Source organism: Clostridium saccharoperbutylacetonicum N1-4(HMT) (assembly GCF_000340885.1).
Taxonomy (GTDB): Bacteria; Bacillota; Clostridia; order Clostridiales; family Clostridiaceae; genus Clostridium; species Clostridium saccharoperbutylacetonicum.
Window position 1 is genome coordinate 1,972,461 of record NC_020291.1, and the last position, 20,785, is coordinate 1,993,245.

The 20,785-nt window shown below is 30.5% G+C and carries 22 protein-coding genes; 21 read left to right on the plus strand and 1 reads right to left on the minus strand.

The window, feature by feature from the left end; all coding sequences use genetic code 11:
- The first annotated feature begins 21 nt into the window (after positions 1 to 21).
- From CSPA_RS08715 to CSPA_RS08800, 19 genes are all read left to right on the plus strand, one after another.
- On the plus strand, positions 22 to 1,770 hold the full coding sequence (locus tag CSPA_RS08715; protein ID WP_341274146.1) for an ABC transporter ATP-binding protein: 1,749 nt from the start codon (positions 22 to 24) through the stop codon (positions 1,768 to 1,770).
- Positions 1,763 to 3,592, plus strand: coding sequence for an ABC transporter ATP-binding protein (locus CSPA_RS08720; RefSeq protein WP_015391874.1), 1,830 nt, complete (start codon positions 1,763 to 1,765; stop codon positions 3,590 to 3,592). The genes CSPA_RS08715 and CSPA_RS08720 overlap by 8 nt, the downstream gene beginning before the upstream one ends.
- A 200-nt stretch (positions 3,593 to 3,792) precedes the next feature.
- A complete protein-coding gene (locus CSPA_RS08725) occupies positions 3,793 to 4,653 on the plus strand; it encodes a polysaccharide deacetylase family protein (RefSeq protein ID WP_015391875.1) in 861 nt (286 codons plus the stop codon).
- Between the two features lie 135 nt (positions 4,654 to 4,788).
- Positions 4,789 to 4,923, plus strand: coding sequence for a hypothetical protein (locus CSPA_RS30720; RefSeq protein WP_017810746.1), 135 nt, complete (start codon positions 4,789 to 4,791; stop codon positions 4,921 to 4,923).
- A 95-nt stretch (positions 4,924 to 5,018) separates the two neighbouring features.
- Positions 5,019 to 5,570 carry a phosphatase PAP2 family protein gene (locus CSPA_RS08730; protein WP_015391876.1) on the plus strand — a complete coding sequence of 184 codons (552 nt, stop codon included), beginning with the start codon at positions 5,019 to 5,021 and terminating at the stop codon, positions 5,568 to 5,570.
- Positions 5,571 to 5,648: 78 nt separating this feature from the next.
- On the plus strand, positions 5,649 to 6,080 hold the full coding sequence (locus CSPA_RS08735; protein WP_015391877.1) for a hypothetical protein: 432 nt from the start codon (positions 5,649 to 5,651) through the stop codon (positions 6,078 to 6,080).
- 1,065 nt (positions 6,081 to 7,145) lie between these two features.
- Positions 7,146 to 8,711 (plus strand): N-acetylmuramoyl-L-alanine amidase family protein, encoded by a 1,566-nt coding sequence (locus tag CSPA_RS08740; RefSeq protein ID WP_015391878.1) that lies wholly within the window; start codon positions 7,146 to 7,148, stop codon positions 8,709 to 8,711.
- A 348-nt stretch (positions 8,712 to 9,059) separates the two neighbouring features.
- Positions 9,060 to 9,941 carry a LysR family transcriptional regulator gene (locus CSPA_RS08745; RefSeq protein ID WP_015391879.1) on the plus strand — a complete coding sequence of 294 codons (882 nt, stop codon included), beginning with the start codon at positions 9,060 to 9,062 and terminating at the stop codon, positions 9,939 to 9,941.
- A 187-nt stretch (positions 9,942 to 10,128) separates the two neighbouring features.
- Positions 10,129 to 10,530 carry a MerR family transcriptional regulator gene (locus CSPA_RS08750; RefSeq protein WP_015391880.1) on the plus strand — a complete coding sequence of 134 codons (402 nt, stop codon included), beginning with the start codon at positions 10,129 to 10,131 and terminating at the stop codon, positions 10,528 to 10,530.
- A gap of 281 nt (positions 10,531 to 10,811) precedes the next feature.
- On the plus strand, positions 10,812 to 11,345 hold the full coding sequence (locus CSPA_RS08755; protein WP_015391881.1) for a flavodoxin family protein: 534 nt from the start codon (positions 10,812 to 10,814) through the stop codon (positions 11,343 to 11,345).
- 72 nt (positions 11,346 to 11,417) lie between these two features.
- Positions 11,418 to 11,603 carry a 4-oxalocrotonate tautomerase DmpI gene (dmpI, locus tag CSPA_RS08760; protein WP_015391882.1) on the plus strand — a complete coding sequence of 62 codons (186 nt, stop codon included), beginning with the start codon at positions 11,418 to 11,420 and terminating at the stop codon, positions 11,601 to 11,603.
- 151 nt (positions 11,604 to 11,754) lie between these two features.
- Entirely contained in the window at positions 11,755 to 12,120 is a 366-nt protein-coding gene (locus CSPA_RS08765; protein WP_015391883.1) for a VOC family protein, read from the plus strand.
- A gap of 271 nt (positions 12,121 to 12,391) precedes the next feature.
- On the plus strand, positions 12,392 to 13,717 hold the full coding sequence (locus CSPA_RS08770; protein WP_015391884.1) for an MATE family efflux transporter: 1,326 nt from the start codon (positions 12,392 to 12,394) through the stop codon (positions 13,715 to 13,717).
- Positions 13,718 to 13,875: 158 nt separating this feature from the next.
- Entirely contained in the window at positions 13,876 to 15,633 is a 1,758-nt protein-coding gene (locus tag CSPA_RS08775) for a 1-deoxy-D-xylulose-5-phosphate synthase (protein WP_015391885.1), read from the plus strand.
- 341 nt (positions 15,634 to 15,974) lie between these two features.
- Positions 15,975 to 16,385 (plus strand): cupin domain-containing protein, encoded by a 411-nt coding sequence (locus tag CSPA_RS08780; RefSeq protein ID WP_015391886.1) that lies wholly within the window; start codon positions 15,975 to 15,977, stop codon positions 16,383 to 16,385.
- 59 nt (positions 16,386 to 16,444) lie between these two features.
- Positions 16,445 to 16,765, plus strand: coding sequence for a carboxymuconolactone decarboxylase family protein (locus CSPA_RS08785; protein WP_015391887.1), 321 nt, complete (start codon positions 16,445 to 16,447; stop codon positions 16,763 to 16,765).
- Positions 16,766 to 16,922: 157 nt separating this feature from the next.
- Complete coding sequence (locus tag CSPA_RS08790; protein ID WP_015391888.1) at positions 16,923 to 17,492, plus strand: histidine phosphatase family protein; 570 nt, start codon at positions 16,923 to 16,925, stop codon at positions 17,490 to 17,492.
- 269 nt (positions 17,493 to 17,761) lie between these two features.
- Complete coding sequence (locus tag CSPA_RS08795) at positions 17,762 to 18,244, plus strand: flavodoxin (protein ID WP_015391889.1); 483 nt, start codon at positions 17,762 to 17,764, stop codon at positions 18,242 to 18,244.
- A gap of 90 nt (positions 18,245 to 18,334) precedes the next feature.
- On the plus strand, positions 18,335 to 19,372 hold the full coding sequence (locus tag CSPA_RS08800) for an aldo/keto reductase (RefSeq protein WP_015391890.1): 1,038 nt from the start codon (positions 18,335 to 18,337) through the stop codon (positions 19,370 to 19,372).
- A gap of 69 nt (positions 19,373 to 19,441) precedes the next feature.
- Here the strand turns inward: CSPA_RS08800 and CSPA_RS08805 are convergent, their stop codons facing one another.
- Positions 19,442 to 19,834: a helix-turn-helix domain-containing protein gene (locus CSPA_RS08805; RefSeq protein WP_015391891.1), complete on the minus strand. Its 393-nt coding sequence runs from the start codon at positions 19,832 to 19,834 to the stop codon at positions 19,442 to 19,444.
- Positions 19,835 to 20,279: 445 nt separating this feature from the next.
- Between CSPA_RS08805 and CSPA_RS30030 the strand changes: the two genes are divergently transcribed.
- Complete coding sequence (locus tag CSPA_RS30030; protein WP_015391892.1) at positions 20,280 to 20,453, plus strand: hypothetical protein; 174 nt, start codon at positions 20,280 to 20,282, stop codon at positions 20,451 to 20,453.
- Between the two features lie 3 nt (positions 20,454 to 20,456).
- Positions 20,457 to 20,690, plus strand: a complete 234-nt coding sequence (locus tag CSPA_RS08810; RefSeq protein WP_015391893.1) for an excisionase family DNA-binding protein — start codon at positions 20,457 to 20,459, stop codon at positions 20,688 to 20,690.
- Positions 20,691 to 20,785 lie beyond the last annotated feature (95 nt).

A 20,785-nucleotide genomic window follows, 5' to 3' on the forward strand; every position in this document is an offset into this window, starting at 1 on the left:
GAATTAAAAATTAAATTGAAAATGAAAGGGAAAGTTATGTTAAAGTTACTTAAATATTTTAAATTTAATAAAGTAATTGTTACTTCATTAGTTATAGTTATATTGCTCAAAACCTTAGGAATACTTTATGTTCCAACCTTGACGGCTAGTATAGTTAACAATGGAGTAGTAAAAGGGGATATGGATTATGTATTAAAGACTGGTGGGATAATGATAGGTGTTGCAATACTTACAGGAATATTAGCTATATTATCGACATATTTGTCAGCTAATTTATCAGCAGCTCTTTCGCGAGATATGCGTAGGAAAATATTTTTGCATTCACAAAAGTTATCTATAGAAGATTATAAAAAATTTTCTACTTCCTCTTTAATAACACGATGTACAAGTGATGTAAATCAAGTGGAAAATACAGTAATAATGATTTTTGAGATGATTATTCCTGTTCCGTTTATAACCTTAATAGGAATGTTATTAGCATTTTTTAAAGATAAGTATATGGCTTTAATAATACTTATAACAGGGGGATCGCTTCTAATATTTATTTTATTGATAAGTAAAAAAGTTATAAGTTTATCAATTGGAATGCAGGAAGAGTTAGATAAAATAAATTCTAGAGTTAGGCAATTTATTTCTGGAATACGAATTATACGTGCTTTTAATCGTGACAGGTATGAAAAAAAGCTAATGGATAGCACTTTTGAGAGCTATGCTGATATTAATATAAAAATGAACAAGATATTTGCAATGGGAATGCCGTTAATATTATTTATACTAAATTTATGTACTGTGGCTATTTTATGGTTTGGAGCTGTTAGAATAAATGCTGGAAAAATGTTAGTTGGAGATATTATGGCAGTTATAGAATATTCAATAATTATACTTGTGTATTTAGTTATGGCTGTAATGGTGCTTATGAATTTACCACGTGCTAGTGCATGTTCTAAGCGTATATTAGAAGTGTTGTCGTACAAGCCTGAAATTATAGATGAAAAAATAACTAACCAGATTTCAAATAATAAAAAAGTCTTAGAATTTAGAAATGTTATATTTTCATATAAAGATGCACAGGAGCCTGTACTTAAAGGTATTAATTTTACCTGTGAAAGTGGTAAAACAACTGCAATTATAGGTGCTACAGGTTCAGGGAAAAGTACTATTGCTAAATTAATACCAAGATTACAGGACGTAAAAAATGGAGAAATATTAATTAATGACCTTAACATAAAAAAGTTTCCACAAAAAGATTTAAGGAATAGTATAAGCTTTTCGCCACAAAAAGCATTTCTATTTAGTGGAACTATAGCTAGCAATATAAGACATGGAAAAAAGGATGCAACCTTAGAGGAAATACGAAGCGCTGCTATAACGGCTCAAGCAGATAACTTTATAATGGATTTAAAATCTGATTATGATTCAATAGTATCGCAGGGGGGAAGTAATTTTTCTGGAGGGCAAAAACAGAGAATATGTATTGCACGAGCTTTGATAAAGAAAAGTGATATATATGTATTTGATGATAGCTTTTCTGCCTTGGATTATAGCACAGATGCTAGACTCAGAAGAGCAATGAAGGAAAGGTTAAAGGATTCAATTATTATAACAATTGCTCAAAGAATAAGTACTATTATGGAAGCAGAGCAGATTATAGTTTTAGATAAAGGACAAATAGTAGGAAAAGGAACTCATAAGGAACTTATGAAAAATTGTTCTATTTATATAGAAATAGCAGAATCACAATTGAGCAAGGAGGAATTAGCTAATGAATGATGAAAGATCAAATGATATACTCTCCTTCGATAGTGAAATATCAATAGAAAAAGCTAAAGATACGAAGAAAACATTAAAAAGGCTAATGAAACTGCTCCTTAATCAAAAGTGGAAATTAATTGTTGTAATATTTTTTGCTATTATGAGTTTAGCCTTTACAATGATTGCTCCATTAATTTTTAGTGAGGCTATTAATACTATATATGATGGAATAAAAAATACATCTTCTAGTAGTTACTTTAATATAAGATTTGATATCATAATGAAGCTAGCTTTTATACTATTGGGAATATATTTGTTATCATTCATATCTAATTATATTCAACAGTATATAATGGCATCAGTAGCTCAAACTTTAGTGTTATCTATAAGGAAAAAAATAAGTGAAAAGCTAACAAAAGTCACTTTAAAATATTATGACACACATAAAAAGGGAGAAATTTTAAGCAGGATATCAAATGACTTGGAAAAAGTATCTGATACACTGCAGTCAGGACTCATGCAGTTTATTACAGCTGTTCTATCAATAATAGGAGCTGTCTCACTTATGATTTTTATAAATTGGATATTAGCCTTAGTAGCTATTTTTATTATTATCATGGGAATTATAGCAGCATCTATGTTTGAGAAAAAAAGCATTAATTATTTTACTAATAGGCAAGAATCTTTAGGAAAATTTAATGGGCAAATTGAAGAATATTTTACTGGGCAAATGGAGGTAAAGGCCTTTAATATGGAAGAAGATATAATAAAGGCTGTGGAAATGTCTAATGAGAAATTATATTTAGATGAGAAAAAAGCACAATTTATCACCTATGCCATAAATCCTTTAATACGCTTGATGAATCAGGTAGGATATGTAGTAATAGCTGCTATTGGAGCTATATTCGCTATTCAAGGAAGATTGTCTATTGGAATAATACAAGCTTTTTTTCAATATGTAGACCAAGCCTCAGAGCCACTAACTGAAGCAGCATATATATTAAATTCAATGCAGGCAGCTATTGCCTCAGCAGAACGAGTATTTGAAATCCTAGACGAAGTCGAAGAAGCAGGAGATATTGCAGATAACCAAATAATATCAAATCCAAAAGGTAATATAGAGTTTAAGAACATAAGATTTGGATATGAAAAAGAAATTCTAATTTCAGGCGTGAGTTTAAAGGTGACGGCAGGACAAAAAGTTGCTATAGTTGGTCCAACTGGTGCAGGAAAGACTACATTGATAAATTTGCTTATTAGATTTTATGACTTAAATAGTGGAAAAATAGAAATTGATGGGATCGATATTACCAACTTAAAACGAAGTGATTTACGAGCTTTGTTTGGTATGGTGTTACAGGATTCGTGGCTTTTTGATGGAAGTATAAAAGATAATATTTCATATGGAAGAGAAGGTGCAGATATTTCTGAAATTCAAAATTCAGCAAGACTTGCCAAGATTGATGATTTTATAAGAGCACTTCCACATGGATATGATACAGTTTTGAGTGATGAAAATTCATCCATATCTCAAGGGCAAAAGCAGCTGTTGTGTATTGCTCGTGCAATTTTAGCAGACCCTAAAATCTTGATTTTAGATGAGGCAACCTCAAGTGTAGATACACGTACAGAATTGGAAATACAAAATGCCATGGATAATCTAATGAAAGGTAGAACAAGCTTTATAATTGCTCATAGATTATCTACCATAAAGAATGCTGATAAGATATTAGTTATGGATAAGGGAAATATTGTTGAACAAGGTACACATGGAGAATTACTGACTAAAAATGGGTTATATAATAAGATATATAACAGTCAATTTTCACATGGGAAGTAATGATTTATATTGTCATAAAAGCTACAATGCATGAAATATTTTTGCCAATATTGGATTTGTTATTAGAATTATGTTTGTGGTAGAATTAAACAGAATGTAAAATCTGTAATTTAAATAATACTTAATTCGTTCAAAGAAAAGAAAGGCTAATATTTTTATTTGGTTTCCTACTTGGAGCGAGTGAAAGGAATGGCATAAATATGAAAACAATATACAAATGTTTCCCAGAAGGAAAATTTAAAGTATTAACAATGAGTTATGATGATGGAAGGGAGCCAGATAAAAGATTACTGTCACTATTTAATAAGTATGGAATAAAAGGAACCTTTCATTTAAATTCTGCACTTTTCAAGGATGCTCCACCAACACCTAATGATGTTTATGGCTTAAGAATACCTGAAGAAGAAATTAGAGAACTTTATAAAGGACATGAAATATCATGTCATACGGCTACACATCCAACTATAGCAAGAGCACCATTAGCACATGTAGCAAAGGAAATTATTGCTGATAGAGAAAAGCTAGAAGAACTAGTAGGATATACAGTAAGAGGTTTATCTTATCCAAATGGGTCTTATAGCAATGAAATAAAAACTATGCTGCCAAGCCTTGGAATAGAGTATGGTAGAGTAGTTGAAACTACAGGAACCTTTGATTTGCCAATAGATTTTCTTGAGTGGAAAGGAACTTGTAAGCATGCAGATCCCAATTTACTTAAATATGCAGAGGATTTTGTGGCATTGACTAAAAAACAATATATGTACATGTTTTATGTGTGGGGACACAGCTTTGAATTCCCTAGGGACAATAACTGGGAGGTAATTGAAAAGTTCTGTGAAAAAGTAGGTAATAGAGATGATATATGGTATGCAACTAATATTGAAATTGTTGATTATTTAAAGGCTTGTGATAATTTACAATATTCAATGAAGGGGGATTTTGTATATAATCCAAACTTCAGATCAGTTTGGGTCAGTGTAGCAGGAGAAATCTATGAAATTCCTGGAGGAAAGCAAGTTTACTTTAGTGAATCTACTAAAGATACCCAAAGCGAGAATTAGACTTATGCAACAATTACCGAAATCAGATCCATTTATCTTCCACAGGACTAGTGAAATTTTCGCTGGAAGGTTCTAAATGTGGGCTTGTCGTCATTTCAGCGTGTTCCAGATGTAAAAGCTCCAAGGAGAAAGTTCATGTTTCCAAATATAAAAGCTCCAGGGAGAAAGTTCGTGTTTCCAAATATAAAATTTGGACATTCACTTTTTGGACACTTACTTTTTGGACATTCACTTTTGGACAAGCTGAAAATGAAACAAGCCGTAGTTTGATTATTCATTTGGATATCTATATTAATAAATCATTAGTTTATAAAAAACTAATGTTAAAATCAAAAATGTAAGGAACAAAGGAGATGAGGACATCAATGTTGCAAAATATAGATGATTCTATACTATTATTTATAAAAAATAATATGCATAGCTATATTATGGACAAGGTTATGATTACAAGTACTCACTTAGGAAATAATGGTGCTATATGGATTTTAATAATCCTATTATTAATGATTAATAAAAAATATAGAAAGATAGGGTTTATAGCCTTAGGTGCTTTAATATTAAGTGCAATTTTAGGCGAAGGAATACTAAAACATTTGGTACAGCGAACACGTCCCTGTGTTAATATACCTGCAATAGATATGCTGATTAAAAAGCCCACATCATATTCTTTCCCATCAGGACATTCAGCTTCTGCTTTTGCAGTTGCAGCAGTATTAGCAAATTATTTTAAAAGGTATAAATTTGTTTTATTTGGGTTAGCATTATTAATAGCCTTTTCAAGGTTATATTTATATGTACATTACCCAACGGATGTATTAACTGGCATTGTTTTAGGGTTGATTTCCAGCAAAATAGCAATTGCTTTTTCAAAATATCTTACGGAAAAAATAGATAGTAAGGAATGCAGAACTTTTTAAATTAATAAAGGTTTTACATATTTTTATAGAATACTTTATTAAATTTATATTTATTTATATTTTGAGGAGGTATTGGGTATGAAAGAAATGGCAGGTTTATTTGGATGGATTGGTGTTTGGGGCTATGCAATAGCATTACTTAACTTTTTTATGAAGTATATAAATAAAATATATATAAATAGGTTACCCAAAGACAAGGAGAAATTCAAAGGTATTTATAGAGGCATAATGAAATTTGTAGTGAAATATCATAAAATAGCTGGAGTAATTGCATCAATAGCAATCGTAGTACATTTTTACTTAATGTATAGCTATAAAGGCTTATCAATACCTGGACTTATAGCTGCTATTGTAATGTGGCTTGTATTTACAATAGGGATATATGGCTTTGGAATCAACAAAAATATGAGGGGGAACTGGGTGAAAATACACAGGACCTTATCCTTTCTTTTAATAGTCCTTGTAGTATTTCACGTAATGTTTACAAAAGTATTATTAATACATAAATAATACTATAAGCTGCCACACTAATGACATAATTATCTTATATTATAAAGGTATAAGATAATTATTTATTATTTACCCCTTATAAAAATATATAGCCAGTATTTAGAATGATCTATTCACCCTAGTAGATCATTCTTTTTTGTTTTAAGTAAAGATATCCAAAGCGAGAATTAGACATATGCGTAACTTACCGAAATTAAACACATATTTATTACAGCGGACTTATGAAATTTTCGCTGGATGGGTTCTAAGTGGAAGGTTTCACCCATTTCTGCATGTTCCTAAAGTAAATTTATGACAAGCAGAAAGTGGAACAACCTTCCACTAATAACCATCACAGCTTAATTTCCTATGCCGCTTGCACAAATATGTATCTAATTTCTAGTGTAGTGTTACGATTATAATTTCTCAATGATACATGTATATTCCATTTATAGGTCTGATTATTAAATTGGATATCTATAACTTATTGGTTATAATAAAAATAAATAATGCCCAATTGAGAAGCAGGAGTTTGTAATAATTCTCAAGTCTTTATTATTAAAGAAGGAGAGGCTAGTAATGCTATTTGAAAGAACAAAATTTTATAACGATTTTAATCCTGCTCTGGATAAAAATAAATTAAAGCAAGGAATAGACTAGAATTTAATACTTTAATGGTCGATTTTTATAATAACAAAGATGGTGATAGGATTTGTGAATTTTTCTACGAGCATTGTTTGGAAAGATATTAAGACTGAAGTATATGATAATTGATTAATTATATAAAAACGTTCGACAAAATATTTGTGCAAATCTTTGTTATATAATGCTTTATGTCGAAAAATGAAGAGAATAATATATATAAATGATATGAATATTATTGATTAGAAAATCTGGGAAAAGGCTGTATATATGTCGTATTGTAAGCTTTGTGATTTTAGTAAATGTAGAATATAATTACTGTGCTTGTGCGATTGGAGTAGTAAACTGATATAAAAGAATTATTAAAGTAATTTTAATACAAACCGATAATTAAAGTGTAATAAATACATTTATTACTAAATTTAATTTGAGGAGTGGGTTATATTGGTCGAAAAGATTAAAAAAAGAAAAATTGCTATGGGTATTGTTACAAGTTTATTTATTGGTTTTTTATCAGGAACGAACTCTTTTATCGACAAGGCATACGCATCTGCATCCGCATTACCAGGGGTGCACCATGCTACTGTAGGAAATGATGTATTTCTAGGCGGAAATTACATAGAAGTTGGAGTTAATAAGCATGGATCTTTTGGTACGTCAAGTGCAGCGCCTGCTGGATTCCATCCAGTAAGCAGAACAATGCTAGGAATGGTGGTAGATGGAGATGGCTTTGATACAGGGAATGCATCAACTACAGGGGATTTCTTTTTGCCAGGTTCTCCATATGAAGGCTATGTGGTTGGATATAAAGATTCAGAAGGCACAAAAACATTAGCAAAGGTTTCTGAGAGAACATCAATGAATGGTATAACAAGTATTTCTACAACAGATACATCAAGTGGAGATACGCTCTCAGCAACAACTGAAGGAACTACTAATGATGGAAAATTAAAAATAACTCAAGTAGTGTCTTTTAATGTTAATGATAAATATTTCAAGGTAAAGGTGACATATGAAAATTTGAGTGGAGATAAAATCTATGATGCTAGATATCTAAGAAGCGTTGATCCAGATCAAGATGCAGATAAAAATAGTAATTATGCAACAAAAAATTCAGTTGTAGAAAATCCACCTGAAGATAGTAGAGCTATTGTTATTGCAAAAGGTGCTGTTACAAATGAACCATTTTTATATCTTTCTTCAGATTCAAGAGCAAGAGCAGCAATTACCAATCAGACAGATCCTTATAATACAAGTTGTTATATTGCTGATGGAGCAGGATTATTGAAAGCTGAGACAACAGCTGATACATGGATAGCTATTACTTTTGATTTAGGTGATATTGAAGCAGGAAGCTCTGTTTCCTTTGAGTTAATAAATAGTTTGGATCCAGACCTTAGTTCTGCATTAAATATAGTTGGAACTACAACACCACCGGCTGTAACTGTAACAACACCAGCAGCAGTAACAACACCGGCAGCTGTAACAACTAAAAAGCATCATGATACAACAAGTATATATACTGATAAAAAGAATGTGAATAATGATAGCACAAATAATAATACAACAAATAATAATACAACAAATAGTAAAGCAGGATGGGTAGAAGGTGAAAATGGCAAAAAATATCTAATAAAAGAGGATGGCTCTAAGGCTATCGGTTGGAAATTAGTGGATAATAAATGGTATTTCTTTAATAATCGTTCTGGTGAGATGGTGACTGGTTGGTATAAATCTGAAGTCGGAGATTGGTCTTTTGATGGAAAAGATACAGCAGGGGTATGGTTCCATTTAGGGGCAGATGGTAAGATGGATACAGGATGGTTTAAAGACATAGATGGTAAATGGTATTATTTGTGTGATGGAAAAAACTATGGCACTTTAGGGCATATGGAAACAGGTTGGAAATATATAGATAATAAATGGTATTATTTAAATGCTGATGGTGCTATGGCAAGTAACACAGTAGTTGATGGGTATGAATTAGGTAGAGATGGTGCTGCAATTTAGTAGTATATGAAATTTATATTATAGAGGTTTCGTAGCAATAAGTCTTTGGATTACATAAAACAAGTAAATGTGGAAAATAAAAATATGTTTTGATAAGTGCAAGAGTCAAAATTGATCCCAGTAAAGTATAGAAAATTGCTTTACTGGGATGTTTTAATTGGTTTGATTTTTTATAAAATTATTCTTTTCTCCAGATGCAGAAGTAAAAAAGGACTTGCAATCCACAGAGGCAGCGTGAAGAGTGCAAAAAATTCGATATTTAACTATATTGAAAAATAAAGTAACAAAAAGTTATAATAATATAAAATAACTTTTTCAATATATTAGAAGGTAGACGGAGAAATTAAAATGGAGATACGAGTATTAAAATATTTTTTAACAGTTGCTAGAGAAGAAAGTATTACTAAAGGTGCAGAAATACTACATATAACGCAACCAACTTTATCTCGTCAATTGATGCAGCTAGAAGAAGAACTAGGTGTTGAATTATTCACAAGAGGGAAATCTAAGATAACTCTTACTGATGAGGGAATGCTGCTTCGAAGAAGAGCTGAAGAAATTTTGGATTTGGTTGATAAGACGGAAAGGGAGTTCGGTGAACAGGATAACCTAATTACCGGTCAAATTTTTATTGGTGCTGGGGAAACTAATGCCATGCATGTTCTGGCCAATCTAATTAAGGAATTTAATAAAGAATATCCTCAAGTGAAATACAATCTATATAGTGGTAATGCAGATGATATTAAGGAAAAAATAGATAAAGGACTCATAGATATTGGTTTATTGACGGAACCAGTAAATATTGAAAAATATGATTTTGTAAGACTTCCTAATAAAGAAATTTGGGGAGTGCTTATGCAAAAAGACAGTCCGTTAGCTAAAAAAGAGAATATAAAACCAGAAGACTTAAGTAATATGGCAGTTATAAATACTAAACGTCCTATGGTTCAAAATGAAATCGAAAATTGGTTTGGTACTCAATATGAAAAAATTAATGTTATTGCAACCTATAACCTTATTTATAATGCAGCAATTATGGTAGAAGAAGGGTTAGGTTATGCTATATGCTTTGAAAAATTAGTTAATATAAATAATGAGACTAATTTATGCTTTAAACCTTTCTATCCTAAACTTGAAACTGGAACAGTTATAGTATGGAAGAAACATCAAGTATTTTCTGCAGCAACAACAAAATTTATTGAAAAAATAATTAATGCCTTGAAGGCATAACTTGAAATAGAAAATAGGTATTAGACATAATAAAAACATTAAGATAATATGTAGGTATTCAAAAGAAAACCTACATTTTTTTATTAAAATTTGATAAAGTGAGGGGAAAATGTGATTGAGGAAAAAATAAAATGCTTAGACTATTTAATATATAAGATGAAAAATAATTTATAAGGGGTGAATATAAATGACAATAAAGGAAGCATCAGAAAAAACAGGGATATCCATTGATAATCTGCGTTATTACGAAAGAATTGGCTTAATTCCAGAAGTACCGAGAACAGAATCCGGAATAAGAGATTATGATGAAATGGCAATACATTGGGTTGAGTTTGCTATGAGATTTAAGAAGGCAGGGGTCTCATTAGAGGCTATTCGTGAATATATACAACTTGCCATACAGGGACTCTCAACTAAGGAGGCAAGAAGGGATATATTGCTTGAAACAAAAGCTGGTCTAGAGAAAAAAATGCGTGATATACAGGAGACTATGGAGGTTATTAATTTTAAAATTGATAATTATGATCAAAAGTGCGAACCTATTACAAAGGAATTGATAGCTTCATGGAGAGCAGCTAGGAAAAAATAGAAAATATGAAAAAAGAACTAGATTGTTTAGATTATAAAATAGAGCAGTATGAAAAAGATATAGTTACTAAAGAAAATGAGTTAAAAAGGCCAGAAAATTAGATTTAAGAGGAGAAGAGGAGTCATGAATTTGATTCCTTTTTTATGGACAATATTTTTAGTTGTTTTTATAAAAAAGTCATTGACCTTGACTTGAGTTAAGGTTTTATAGTTAATATATCGATGAAAAACAAATACAATTAATTGTAAAAATATAATTTTTAATTTAGAAGGAGAGTCAAAATGAAGGTAACAGTTATTACAGGAAGTCCACATAAGAAGGGTACATCAGCTTTATTAGCAGATAAATTTATTGAAGGAGCTAAAGAATCAGGACATGAAGTATTTCGTTTTGATTCAGCATTTGAAGATGTAAAACCATGTTTAGCATGTGAATACTGTGCAATCCATGATGGAGAATGTGTACGTAGAGATGATATGAATGCTTGGTATGGAAAAATAATAGAGTCAGATATGGTAGTGCTTGTAACACCAATATATTATTACACAATGTCTGCGCAAATAAAGGCAGTTGTAGATAGATTCCATGGAAATAATGCTAAATTATCAGGAAATAAAAAAGCAATGATTATTGCATCTGCATATGGTGAGGATGCTTCAACAATGGAAGGCTTAGAAAAAACTTATGAAGCTATACTTGGTTTTATGAATTGGGAAGATGCAGGAAAGTTATTTGCAACAGGATGTCCTGTAAGAGAAGTGCTTGAACAAACTAATTTCCCAACTCAAGCATATGAATTAGGAAAATCTATATAATAAGGACTAATCAAAAAAATAATAAGTCCATTAGCCTAATTAAAAGTATATAAAGAAGAAGGAGAAATGAATATGCCAGTTATAACAGTAGAAGCAGGAAAATTAAATAAAGAGCAAAAGAGTGAATTAGTAAAGGAACTTACAGGAATTGCATCAAGGCTTATGAAAGTGCCTGAGCAAGCTTTTATAGTTTTATTAAAGGAAAATGAACAAGATAATATTGGATTTTGCGGACAGCTTTTATCAGAAAGAAAGTAAAGTTTTAACCATCAGATATTAAATCAGATATATAGTATGTTTTTTCGTACTACGTATATAAAAAAAGAGTACTTGTATAAATTCTATCGTAGTTATATTATTGGAGTGAATAATTTTGTGAAGTAAATAGAGAAAATAGGAGGAGATAATTATGAATTTTTGCTGGATAACATTAAATGTAAGTAATATGGAGAAATCATTAAAATTTTACCATGAGGTAATTGGATTGGAGATTTTTGAAAAATTCAATGCAGGAGAAGATCTTGAAATTGTGATGCTTGGAGAAAAGGACGGAACAAAATTAGAATTGATACATAATAAGAAACTAAATATTCCAGCTAAAGCTGAGAGACTTTCAATTGGTTTTCAAGTTAAATCTCTTGATGAAGCAATGGAACTTTTAAAAAATAATAATATTTCAATAAAAAGGGGACCAATTTCACCAAAACCAGGGACTATATTTTTATTTGTAGAGGATCCAGATGGTATTGAAGTACAAATAGTTGAACATAATTAGGTATAAATATTATTAAATATAAAAACAATTTATTTGACTTTTTACTAAGTTCATTATAGCTTGATTTTGAGAAAAAGACTTCTAAGAGGATGGTTTAAAATTAAAAAACTATCCTCTTATTTGTATATATGATTTATATATACATTTTATTTTAACAATGCCTTTTAAGCATAATTAAAATGAAATATAAGCATTAGTCGTAGAAAAAATCAAATGTTATACTTTTGAATATAGAAAGAATTTTATTTGATACGGAAGTTGAGGTGCTTTTATGTTTTCGAATCAAGCTCTTAGGAAATTAATTATTCCAATATTTTTAGATCAGCTTCTAATTATACTTGTTGGGATAATTGCTACAATGATGGTTTCTTATGCTGGAGAAGCTGCTGTTTCTGGTGTTTCATTAGTAGATATGATAAATATGCTTCTAATTAATGTATTAGCTGCACTTACTACAGGTGGCGCGGTTATAGTTTCTCAATATATTGGACATAAAGATAAAGGACAAGCATGCAATGCGGCAAGTCAATTAATCACAATATCTTCAATTATTTCTGTAGGAATTACATTAGGAGTAATTCTCTTTCATAAACCATTATTACAGATTTTATTTGGTAATGTGGAAGTCGATGTAATGAATGCTGCAATCACATATTTTGTTTTATCTGCGTTATCATATCCGTTTTTAGCTATATATGATTCTGGTGCTGCATTGTTTCGTTCTATGGGAAATTCACGTGTTCCTATGATTGTTTCTATTATTATGAATTTAACTAATTTAGTTTGGAATGCTATTGGAATATTTATGTTACATGCTGGAGTGGTAAGTGTTGGAGTTTCATCAATCCTTGCACGTTTAGTAGCTGCAATAATTATGGTATGTTTATCTCTAAATAAGAAGAATCAGATTTTTATAAGTTTTAGAGAAATTTTTTCTTGGAATGGAGAAATGATTAAAAAGATTTTAAATATAGCTATTCCTAATGGGATAGAAAATGGAATTGTTCAATTAGGACGAGTCCTTTTAATCAGTATTATAGCATTGTTTGGAACAGATCAGATTGCTGCAAATGGAATTACAAACAGTTTGGTAGGAATATCTATAAGTTTTGCAACAGCTATGAATCTTGCAATAGTTACAGTTATAGGCCAATGTGTTGGTGCGGGGGATTACAAGCAAGCAGATTACTACACAAAAAAAATAATAAAGATTACATATATAGGAACAATATGTATTAGTTTAGCACAAATTTTAATGCTGCCTTGGATACTAAGCTTATATACTCTGTCTGAGGAAGTAACTAAATTAACATATATTCTTGTAGTTATACATAATTGTTTTGCAATATTTTTATGGCCAGTTTCGTTTACTCTTTCAAATGGACTTCGTGCAGCAGGAGACGTACGTTTTACTATGGTCATTTCAATCAGTTCTATGTTTATTTTACGTATATCCTTTGGATACATTTTAGGAATTGTATTTAATATGGGCGTTGTTGGAATATGGATAGCTATGGGGGGAGATTGGCTGCTTCGATCTATTATTTACATCTTTCGATTTAAGGGCGGTAAGTGGAAGAATTTTAAAGTTATTTAATTCTAGTGCTACATAATTGTATATATAAAATAATGTAAAAATAATTATTGACTTAGAGTTAACTCAAGGGTTTATAGTAAAAGAGAAGTGATAAACTCATGGGAGTGTGGCGATGGTCAAATGCCTGCCCAAATTAAATAATAAGGAGATAATAAAATATGTTTTTAGAAAAAATAAATTCACCTATGGATATTAAAAAGTTAAAAATTGAAGAATTAAAAGTGCTAGCATATGAAACTAGAGCAGCATTAATTAATAAAATTAGTAATGCAGGTGGGCACAGTGGGCCAAACCTTGGAATGGTGGAAATGAGCGTTGCCATGCACTATGTTTTTGATTCACCAAAGGATAAATTTGTATTTGATGTTTCCCATCAAAGTTATCCACACAAGATTCTTACTGGAAGAAAGGAAGCTTTTACAGATCCAGCACATTTTGCTGACGTAAGTGGTTATACTAATCCCTTAGAAAGTGAGCATGATTTCTTTACAATAGGTCATACCTCAACATCTGTTTCATTAGCATTAGGTTTAGCAAAAGGGAGAGATTTGAAAAAAGAAGAAGAAAATATAATTGCAATCATTGGAGATGGTTCCCTTTCAGGAGGCGAAGCTTTAGAAGCTCTTGATTATGCAGGAGAATATAATAATAATCTGATAATTATTGTAAATGATAATGACCAGAGTATCGCTGAAAATCATGGTGGTATATATAAGACGTTACGAAAATTAAGAGAAACAAATGGAGCTAGTTCTGAAAACATGTTTACTGCATTTGGTCTTGATTACAGATATTTAGAAGAAGGCCATGATGTTGCAAAGTTAGTAGAATTCTTTGAAAGCGTAAAAGGAATTGATCATCCGATTGTTTTACATATTCACACTATAAAAGGAAAAGGACTTTCATATGCAGAAGCTAACCATGAAGGATGGCATTCTGGAGGACCATTTAATGTAGAAGATGGATCACCTAAAGGTGGTGGCTGGGTAAGTGACAACACTGTATTCGAAAGTTTAAAAGAGCTTCTAGATAATAATGATAAAGCTGTTGTATTAAATGCGGGAACACCAATGGGTCTTGGATTTGTTCCAGGTGTTCGTGAAGAGTATGTTGAAAGAGGACAATTTATAGATGTAGGAATTGCAGAAGAAAATGCGGTTGCAATGAGTAGTGGTATTGCAAAAAATGGTGGAACACCTGTATTTGGAACGTTTGCTCCATTTTTCCAAAGAACTTATGATCAGATGTCTCATGACTTGTGCCTAAATGATAATCCAGCAACATTCCTTGTACTTATGCCAGGAGTATACGGTATGAATACAAATACTCATATTGCTTTATGTGATATACAGATGTTTGCACACATTCCAAATTTAATATATCTTGCACCAACAAGTAAAGAAGAATATCAGCAAATGTTTAAATTTGCAACAACTCAAAAAGAACATCCAGTTGGAATCAGAGTACCAGGAATGCTGTCTGTAACTGGTGTACCTGATACAACAGATTATTCAGATTACAATAAAAATAAGGTTGAAAAGCAAGGATCTAAAGTAGCAATTATTGCAGTTGGACCGATGTTACAGATGGCTATTGATACTGAAAAGAAACTTAAAGAAGAGACTGGTATGGAAATTACAGTAATTAATCCTAGATTCTTAACAGGATTAGATGAAGCACTATTAAATTCTTTAAAAACAGATCACCAATTAGTAATTACTTTAGAAGATGGTGAGCTTATTGGTGGATATGGCCAAAATGTTGCATCTTTCTATGGGGATAGTACAATGAAAGTGAAAAACGTTGGTATTTCTAAAGAGTTCCATACAGATTTTAATCCAGTAGAATTATTAGCTGAAAATGGAATGTCAGTAGAAAAACTTACAGCTTATATCAAAGAAAATGTGAATGAATAAGAGTTCAAGGCATTGATGTATTAACATTTATTTGTGATTGGAAGAATAGTCTATACATATAAAATGTAATTACTCTAGTAGGATTAGAACATTTGCCTTCACGTGATTTGGGTTAACTGTTATTTTATTTATACTAAATAAGGCTAAAGTTCTAAGGAAATAGACATTTTCATTATTGCATAAAATTTGAGACTGTATGTAGATTTGTTAAAAAAATCTACATACAGTCTTCTTGGATAAATGTGTGCCATAAAAGGAAGCTTATGGAGCTTTTTTGTGGCTTACCAATTTAGCTTATAAAGGATTTGTAAAAATTATAAATAGGAAATGGAGAGATAAAAATGGATAGAAAAGAATTAGAAAAGGTATCTGACTTTTTACTTGGAGAAGAAAATACTGCTTATGCACCATATTTTATTGGAAAAAGTTATTTAGGTGTTTTAAACACCAAGGAAGCGTTTATTGCTAACGTTACATTTGAACCAGGATGCCGTAATAATTGGCATATTCATCATGGAGATGGACAGATATTAATCTGTGTAGGAGGTCGTGGCTGGTATCAAGAGTTAGGTAAAGAACCACAAGCTATAAAGAGCGGAGATGTAGTATACATTGCACCTGAAATTAAACATTGGCATGGTGCTGTACAAGATGAAGCTTTTGCACACTTATCATTATCAGTTCCAGTGGAAGGTGCTTCAAATGAATGGTGTGAACCTGTAACAGATGAGGAATATATGAAATTAAAATAAAGACTAAATGATTTGATAGAATTAATAGTGGATTTATATAGAAAGGAATAGTTACAATTATGAAAAAACAAACAGCTGGAAGAGATTCACTTGGCGCATTTGCACCTAAATTTGCAGAATTAAATGATGATGTTTTATTTGGTGAGGTTTGGGCTCGTGAGGATAAATTATCACTTAGAGATCGTAGTGTAATTACAGTGACAGCCTTAATGACAAAAGGAATTTTTGATAACTCTCTAAAATATCATTTGACAAATGCAAAAAATAATGGAGTTACTGCAGAAGAAATTGCTGAAATTATAACGCATCTAGCATTTTATATTGGGTGGCCAAATGCGTGGGCTACATTTAACTTAGCTAAGGAAGTATGGGTAGACTAGGTATTACAGAAAAAAGTATATGAAAGAAAACGTAAGAAAATCATAATATTGCTTATTCTATTATATTTGCTATATTATTATTAATTGCATTTACTGAAAATTTTTTAGAAGAAAGAGAATATAATTTTTTAAATCTAGGGATGTAGGAGAGTAACATATGAAAAAGATATTATATTTAATTAGACATGGACAAACGATGTTTAATCTTAGAAGAAAGGTTCAAGGATTCTGTGATTCACCACTTACTGAATTAGGAATTAAGCAAGCAAAAGTTGCAGCAAAGTATTTTGAAGATAACAATATTACATTTGATCATGCCTATAGTTCAACTTCTGAAAGAGCATGTGATACTTTAGAAATAGTTACTGATATACCTTATAAAAGATTGAAAGGTTTAAAAGAATGGAATTTTGGAACATTTGAAGGAGAAAGTGAAGACTTAAACCCACCGATTCCTTATGGTGACTTCTTCGCTAAGTATGGTGGAGAAGAAGAAAAAGAATTTCAAAAGAGAATTGCTGATACCTGCAAAAAAATAATGGAAGAAGATAATGAAATAGTTTTGGCAGTTTCCCATGGAGCAGCTTGTAGGAATTTCATGAGATATTGGGCTTATACAAGTTCTGTTGATCAAAAAGAAAGAATTGGGAACTGCTGTATATTAAAATTTGAGTATGAAAATCAAGAATTTAAACTAATTGAAATTATAAATCATAATTTTAATTGAAATCATAAACTTTCTTAGTTAAAGTATAGCATCAATAATAAATCCACGACCATTTGTATAAATTACAGATGAGCCGTGGATTTATTAGTCTTTTTACATGGAACATCAGTAAAATAGATGAAGTAATAAGGAGCGTATTTCAAAATAAAATAGTATTTGGAAATGTGTTTTAAAAAAATGAAAAAATATATTGACATTAAGTTGAGTTAAGGGACTATTCTAAAAGCGTAAGGATTATTTAAGTATAAATAAAGCAAGGAGATGAAATTATGAGTAAAACATTAGTAACTTACTTTTCAGTAAGTGGTGTTACAAAAAAGGTTGCTGAAAAAATTTCAATAGCTGCAGGAGCGGATTTATATGAAATAAAGCCAGAAGCTCCATATACAAGGGAAGATTTAAATTGGAATAATAAGAATAGCCGCAGTAGTATAGAAATGAATGATCCTAATTCAAGACCATCCATAGCTTATAAGGTGGATAATTTTGATGAATATGATGTTGTATTTGTAGGATTTCCAATTTGGTGGTATATAGCACCAACAATTATTAACACTTTTATAGAAAGTTACGATTTTTCAGGAAAGACAGTAGTTACTTTTTTTACTTCAGGTGGTAGTGGTCTAGGTAATAGTGACAAGATATTAAAGGAAGGTTGCAATCCTTCTGCTAATTGGATTTCAGGAAAAAGATTTAGTGCAGGAGTAACAATAGAAAACATTAAAGAATGGATGACGGATTTAGGATTATAAAAAAAGCTTATTGGAATATTCAAATAGTAAGCTTAAAAATTGTATATCTATATCTGAAGAATAATTAAATTTCAAAGGAGTAAGATGAAAATGGAATATGTAAAATTAGGAAACTCAGATTTGAATGTATCACGAATTTGTATGGGATGTATGGGATTTGGAGATGCAAGCAATGGTCAGCATAGCTGGACAATTGATGAAGAAAATTCTAGAAAAATTATAAAAAGAGGTCTTGAGCTTGGAATAAATTTTTTTGATACAGCAATAGGTTATCAAAGTGGTACTAGCGAAAAATATTTAGGTAAGGCAATTAAAGATTTTACGAAAAGAGAGGATGTCGTAATAGCAACAAAGTTTCTTCCTAGAACTGTTGAAGAAATAGAACAAGGCATTTCTGGGCAACAGCATATTGAAAAAATGCTAGATAAAAGTCTTCAAAATTTAGGGATGGATTATGTAGATCTATATATATATCATATGTGGGATTATCAAACACCTCTATATTATATATTAGAGGGTTTGAATAACGCAGTAAAATCAGGTAAAGCTCGTTATATTGGAATTTCAAATTGCTTTGCATGGCAACTTGCAAAAGCAAATGCTATGGCTGAAAAAGAAGGCTTTTCCAAATTTATTTCTATTCAAGGACATTATAATCTTATATTCCGTGAGGAAGAAAGAGAAATGTCACAACTTTGCAGAGAAGATAACATAGCTATGACTCCTTATAGTGCACTTGCTAGTGGAAGATTGGCAAAGCATCCAGAGGAAACGTCTAAACGTTTGGAACAAGACACATATGCAAAATTTAAATATGATGAAATGGCTGAATATGATAATGTAATCATTAATCGTGTATCAGAACTTGCAAAGGAGAAGAATGTTTCGATGACAGAAATTTCTTTAGCATGGTTATTAACAAAGGTTGCATCACCTGTAGTTGGAACTACTAAGCTTCATCATGTGGAAGGGGCAGTTAATGCCGTAAAATTAAAATTAACTGATGAAGAAATAAAGTATCTTGAAGAGCCATATGTACCACATAGATTAGTTGGAGTTATGTCGCAGAATACTATTTCCACAAGCACTGAGAAGAAAGTATGGTCTGTAGGTAATCAAAAAGTTTGATTTTTTGAATATACGAGCTTAAGGGGTGATTTAATCAAGCTTTAAGCTCATTAGTGTTTTAAAATATATTTATCTTTGTCTTTTTTCAATCATGTATTTCATATCTGCTTTTAAGGCTGCAATTAATAATTTGCCAAGTGAGTCTTTAGGCATGTTATCTTGATCAAATATTTCGTCAATATCTTTAATTGAACCCAGATCAAGAATAGCATCTAGAGATTTTTTTAGCGATTTAAAATCATCTCTAGTATTTACATAGTCTTCTTTCTTTATTCCATATATCCAGTATTCCTCAGGGGATTCGCTTATTAAAACTACCTTTTCAATAAAATTTTTTGAGGGATTTCTTTTTCCGCTTTCAATTAAGCTATAATAACTTTCGCTAACCTCGAGTTTAGCTGCCATTTCTTTTCTTCTTAGCTTTAGCTCTTTTCGAAATTTTTCTAAGCGTTCATTAAACATATGCTTATCTCCTTTATATATCTAGTGTACTTGCTTGTATACTACTTGATTTTACTTATTTTATACATAGACTACATATACGCAAGGTAGTCTATAATTTGCCTATTTTGTTCTAAAATATAAGAACATTTGATGTAAATTATATCTTTGATATAGTGTTGTAAGCAATTGTGTATTTTAAATTATAATTAAATTATAAAACAGCTTTACAAATTTGTAAAATATATATTTCAAATAAATGGAAAAATATTTTTGGTAGATGTAATTTTCTGAAAAGGTATCTAAAAATGATACTTTTAAATTAGAAATTAGAGGGATATAATTTTAAAATTTCAATAAAGAAAATAAATTTTAAAAAGTGAAAATTATTTTAAAAAAGTACTTTACATTTAAATGTAATATATTTACAATTGAGTCGAGGAGGATTGAGAAGGGATTTTAAAAAATGAGAAAAGAAATGTGGATAAAGGCTTATAAGGCTGCAGAAAAACTTCATATCATTAGAATGCAGTTTAGTAATATTGAAAATGGTAAGTGTGAAGTTGACATATTAGAAATAGAAAAGTTAAGAAAATTTATGAAAAGAGTATTGATGAAGTTAAATCAGCATGAGAGGTGACATATGGTGAATGAAGAAGAAATACTATTTAATAAACTTCATGATGTTATTAAAAATTCTTACTTGAATAGAAAGACACTTACGGTTTTAGAATGTGCAGAGTTTATAAATGTTAGTAAAGAAGAAATAAGAGAGTTAATAAATAAGCCTAATACTGACTTTCCTTATTTTAAAGTAGGAGCAAAAGTATTGATAAATAGAGATTTATTACTAGAATGGCTTAAAAAATATCATTAGAACATAGAAATATATAGACTGAATTTAAATTATCGCATGAATTTAATAAGAAAAATAAGTATAATATTTTCTAAATTGAAGCAATTATATTCAAA

Excerpts from the sequence above, each read along its gene's own strand:
- CSPA_RS08755 (WP_015391881.1), top strand. The coding sequence starts at position 10,812 with ATGAAGGTAACAGTTATTACAGGAAGTCCACATAAGAAGGGTACATCA.
- CSPA_RS08780 (WP_015391886.1), top strand. The coding sequence starts at position 15,975 with ATGGATAGAAAAGAATTAGAAAAGGTATCTGACTTTTTACTTGGAGAA.
- CSPA_RS08770 (WP_015391884.1), top strand. The coding sequence starts at position 12,392 with ATGTTTTCGAATCAAGCTCTTAGGAAATTAATTATTCCAATATTTTTA.
- dmpI (WP_015391882.1), top strand. The coding sequence starts at position 11,418 with ATGCCAGTTATAACAGTAGAAGCAGGAAAATTAAATAAAGAGCAAAAG.
- CSPA_RS08785 (WP_015391887.1), top strand. The coding sequence starts at position 16,445 with ATGAAAAAACAAACAGCTGGAAGAGATTCACTTGGCGCATTTGCACCT.
- CSPA_RS08725 (WP_015391875.1), top strand. The coding sequence starts at position 3,793 with ATGAAAACAATATACAAATGTTTCCCAGAAGGAAAATTTAAAGTATTA.
- CSPA_RS08790 (WP_015391888.1), top strand. The coding sequence starts at position 16,923 with ATGAAAAAGATATTATATTTAATTAGACATGGACAAACGATGTTTAAT.
- CSPA_RS08805 (WP_015391891.1), bottom strand. The coding sequence starts at position 19,834 with ATGTTTAATGAACGCTTAGAAAAATTTCGAAAAGAGCTAAAGCTAAGA.
- CSPA_RS08765 (WP_015391883.1), top strand. The coding sequence starts at position 11,755 with ATGAATTTTTGCTGGATAACATTAAATGTAAGTAATATGGAGAAATCA.
- CSPA_RS08720 (WP_015391874.1), top strand. The coding sequence starts at position 1,763 with ATGAATGATGAAAGATCAAATGATATACTCTCCTTCGATAGTGAAATA.
- CSPA_RS08775 (WP_015391885.1), top strand. The coding sequence starts at position 13,876 with ATGTTTTTAGAAAAAATAAATTCACCTATGGATATTAAAAAGTTAAAA.
- CSPA_RS08735 (WP_015391877.1), top strand. The coding sequence starts at position 5,649 with ATGAAAGAAATGGCAGGTTTATTTGGATGGATTGGTGTTTGGGGCTAT.
- CSPA_RS08715 (WP_341274146.1), top strand. The coding sequence starts at position 22 with ATGAAAGGGAAAGTTATGTTAAAGTTACTTAAATATTTTAAATTTAAT.
- CSPA_RS08810 (WP_015391893.1), top strand. The coding sequence starts at position 20,457 with ATGGTGAATGAAGAAGAAATACTATTTAATAAACTTCATGATGTTATT.
- CSPA_RS08800 (WP_015391890.1), top strand. The coding sequence starts at position 18,335 with ATGGAATATGTAAAATTAGGAAACTCAGATTTGAATGTATCACGAATT.
- CSPA_RS08730 (WP_015391876.1), top strand. The coding sequence starts at position 5,019 with ATGTTGCAAAATATAGATGATTCTATACTATTATTTATAAAAAATAAT.
- CSPA_RS08750 (WP_015391880.1), top strand. The coding sequence starts at position 10,129 with ATGACAATAAAGGAAGCATCAGAAAAAACAGGGATATCCATTGATAAT.
- CSPA_RS30720 (WP_017810746.1), top strand. The coding sequence starts at position 4,789 with ATGTTTCCAAATATAAAAGCTCCAGGGAGAAAGTTCGTGTTTCCAAAT.
- CSPA_RS08745 (WP_015391879.1), top strand. The coding sequence starts at position 9,060 with ATGGAGATACGAGTATTAAAATATTTTTTAACAGTTGCTAGAGAAGAA.
- CSPA_RS08795 (WP_015391889.1), top strand. The coding sequence starts at position 17,762 with ATGAGTAAAACATTAGTAACTTACTTTTCAGTAAGTGGTGTTACAAAA.
- CSPA_RS30030 (WP_015391892.1), top strand. The coding sequence starts at position 20,280 with ATGAGAAAAGAAATGTGGATAAAGGCTTATAAGGCTGCAGAAAAACTT.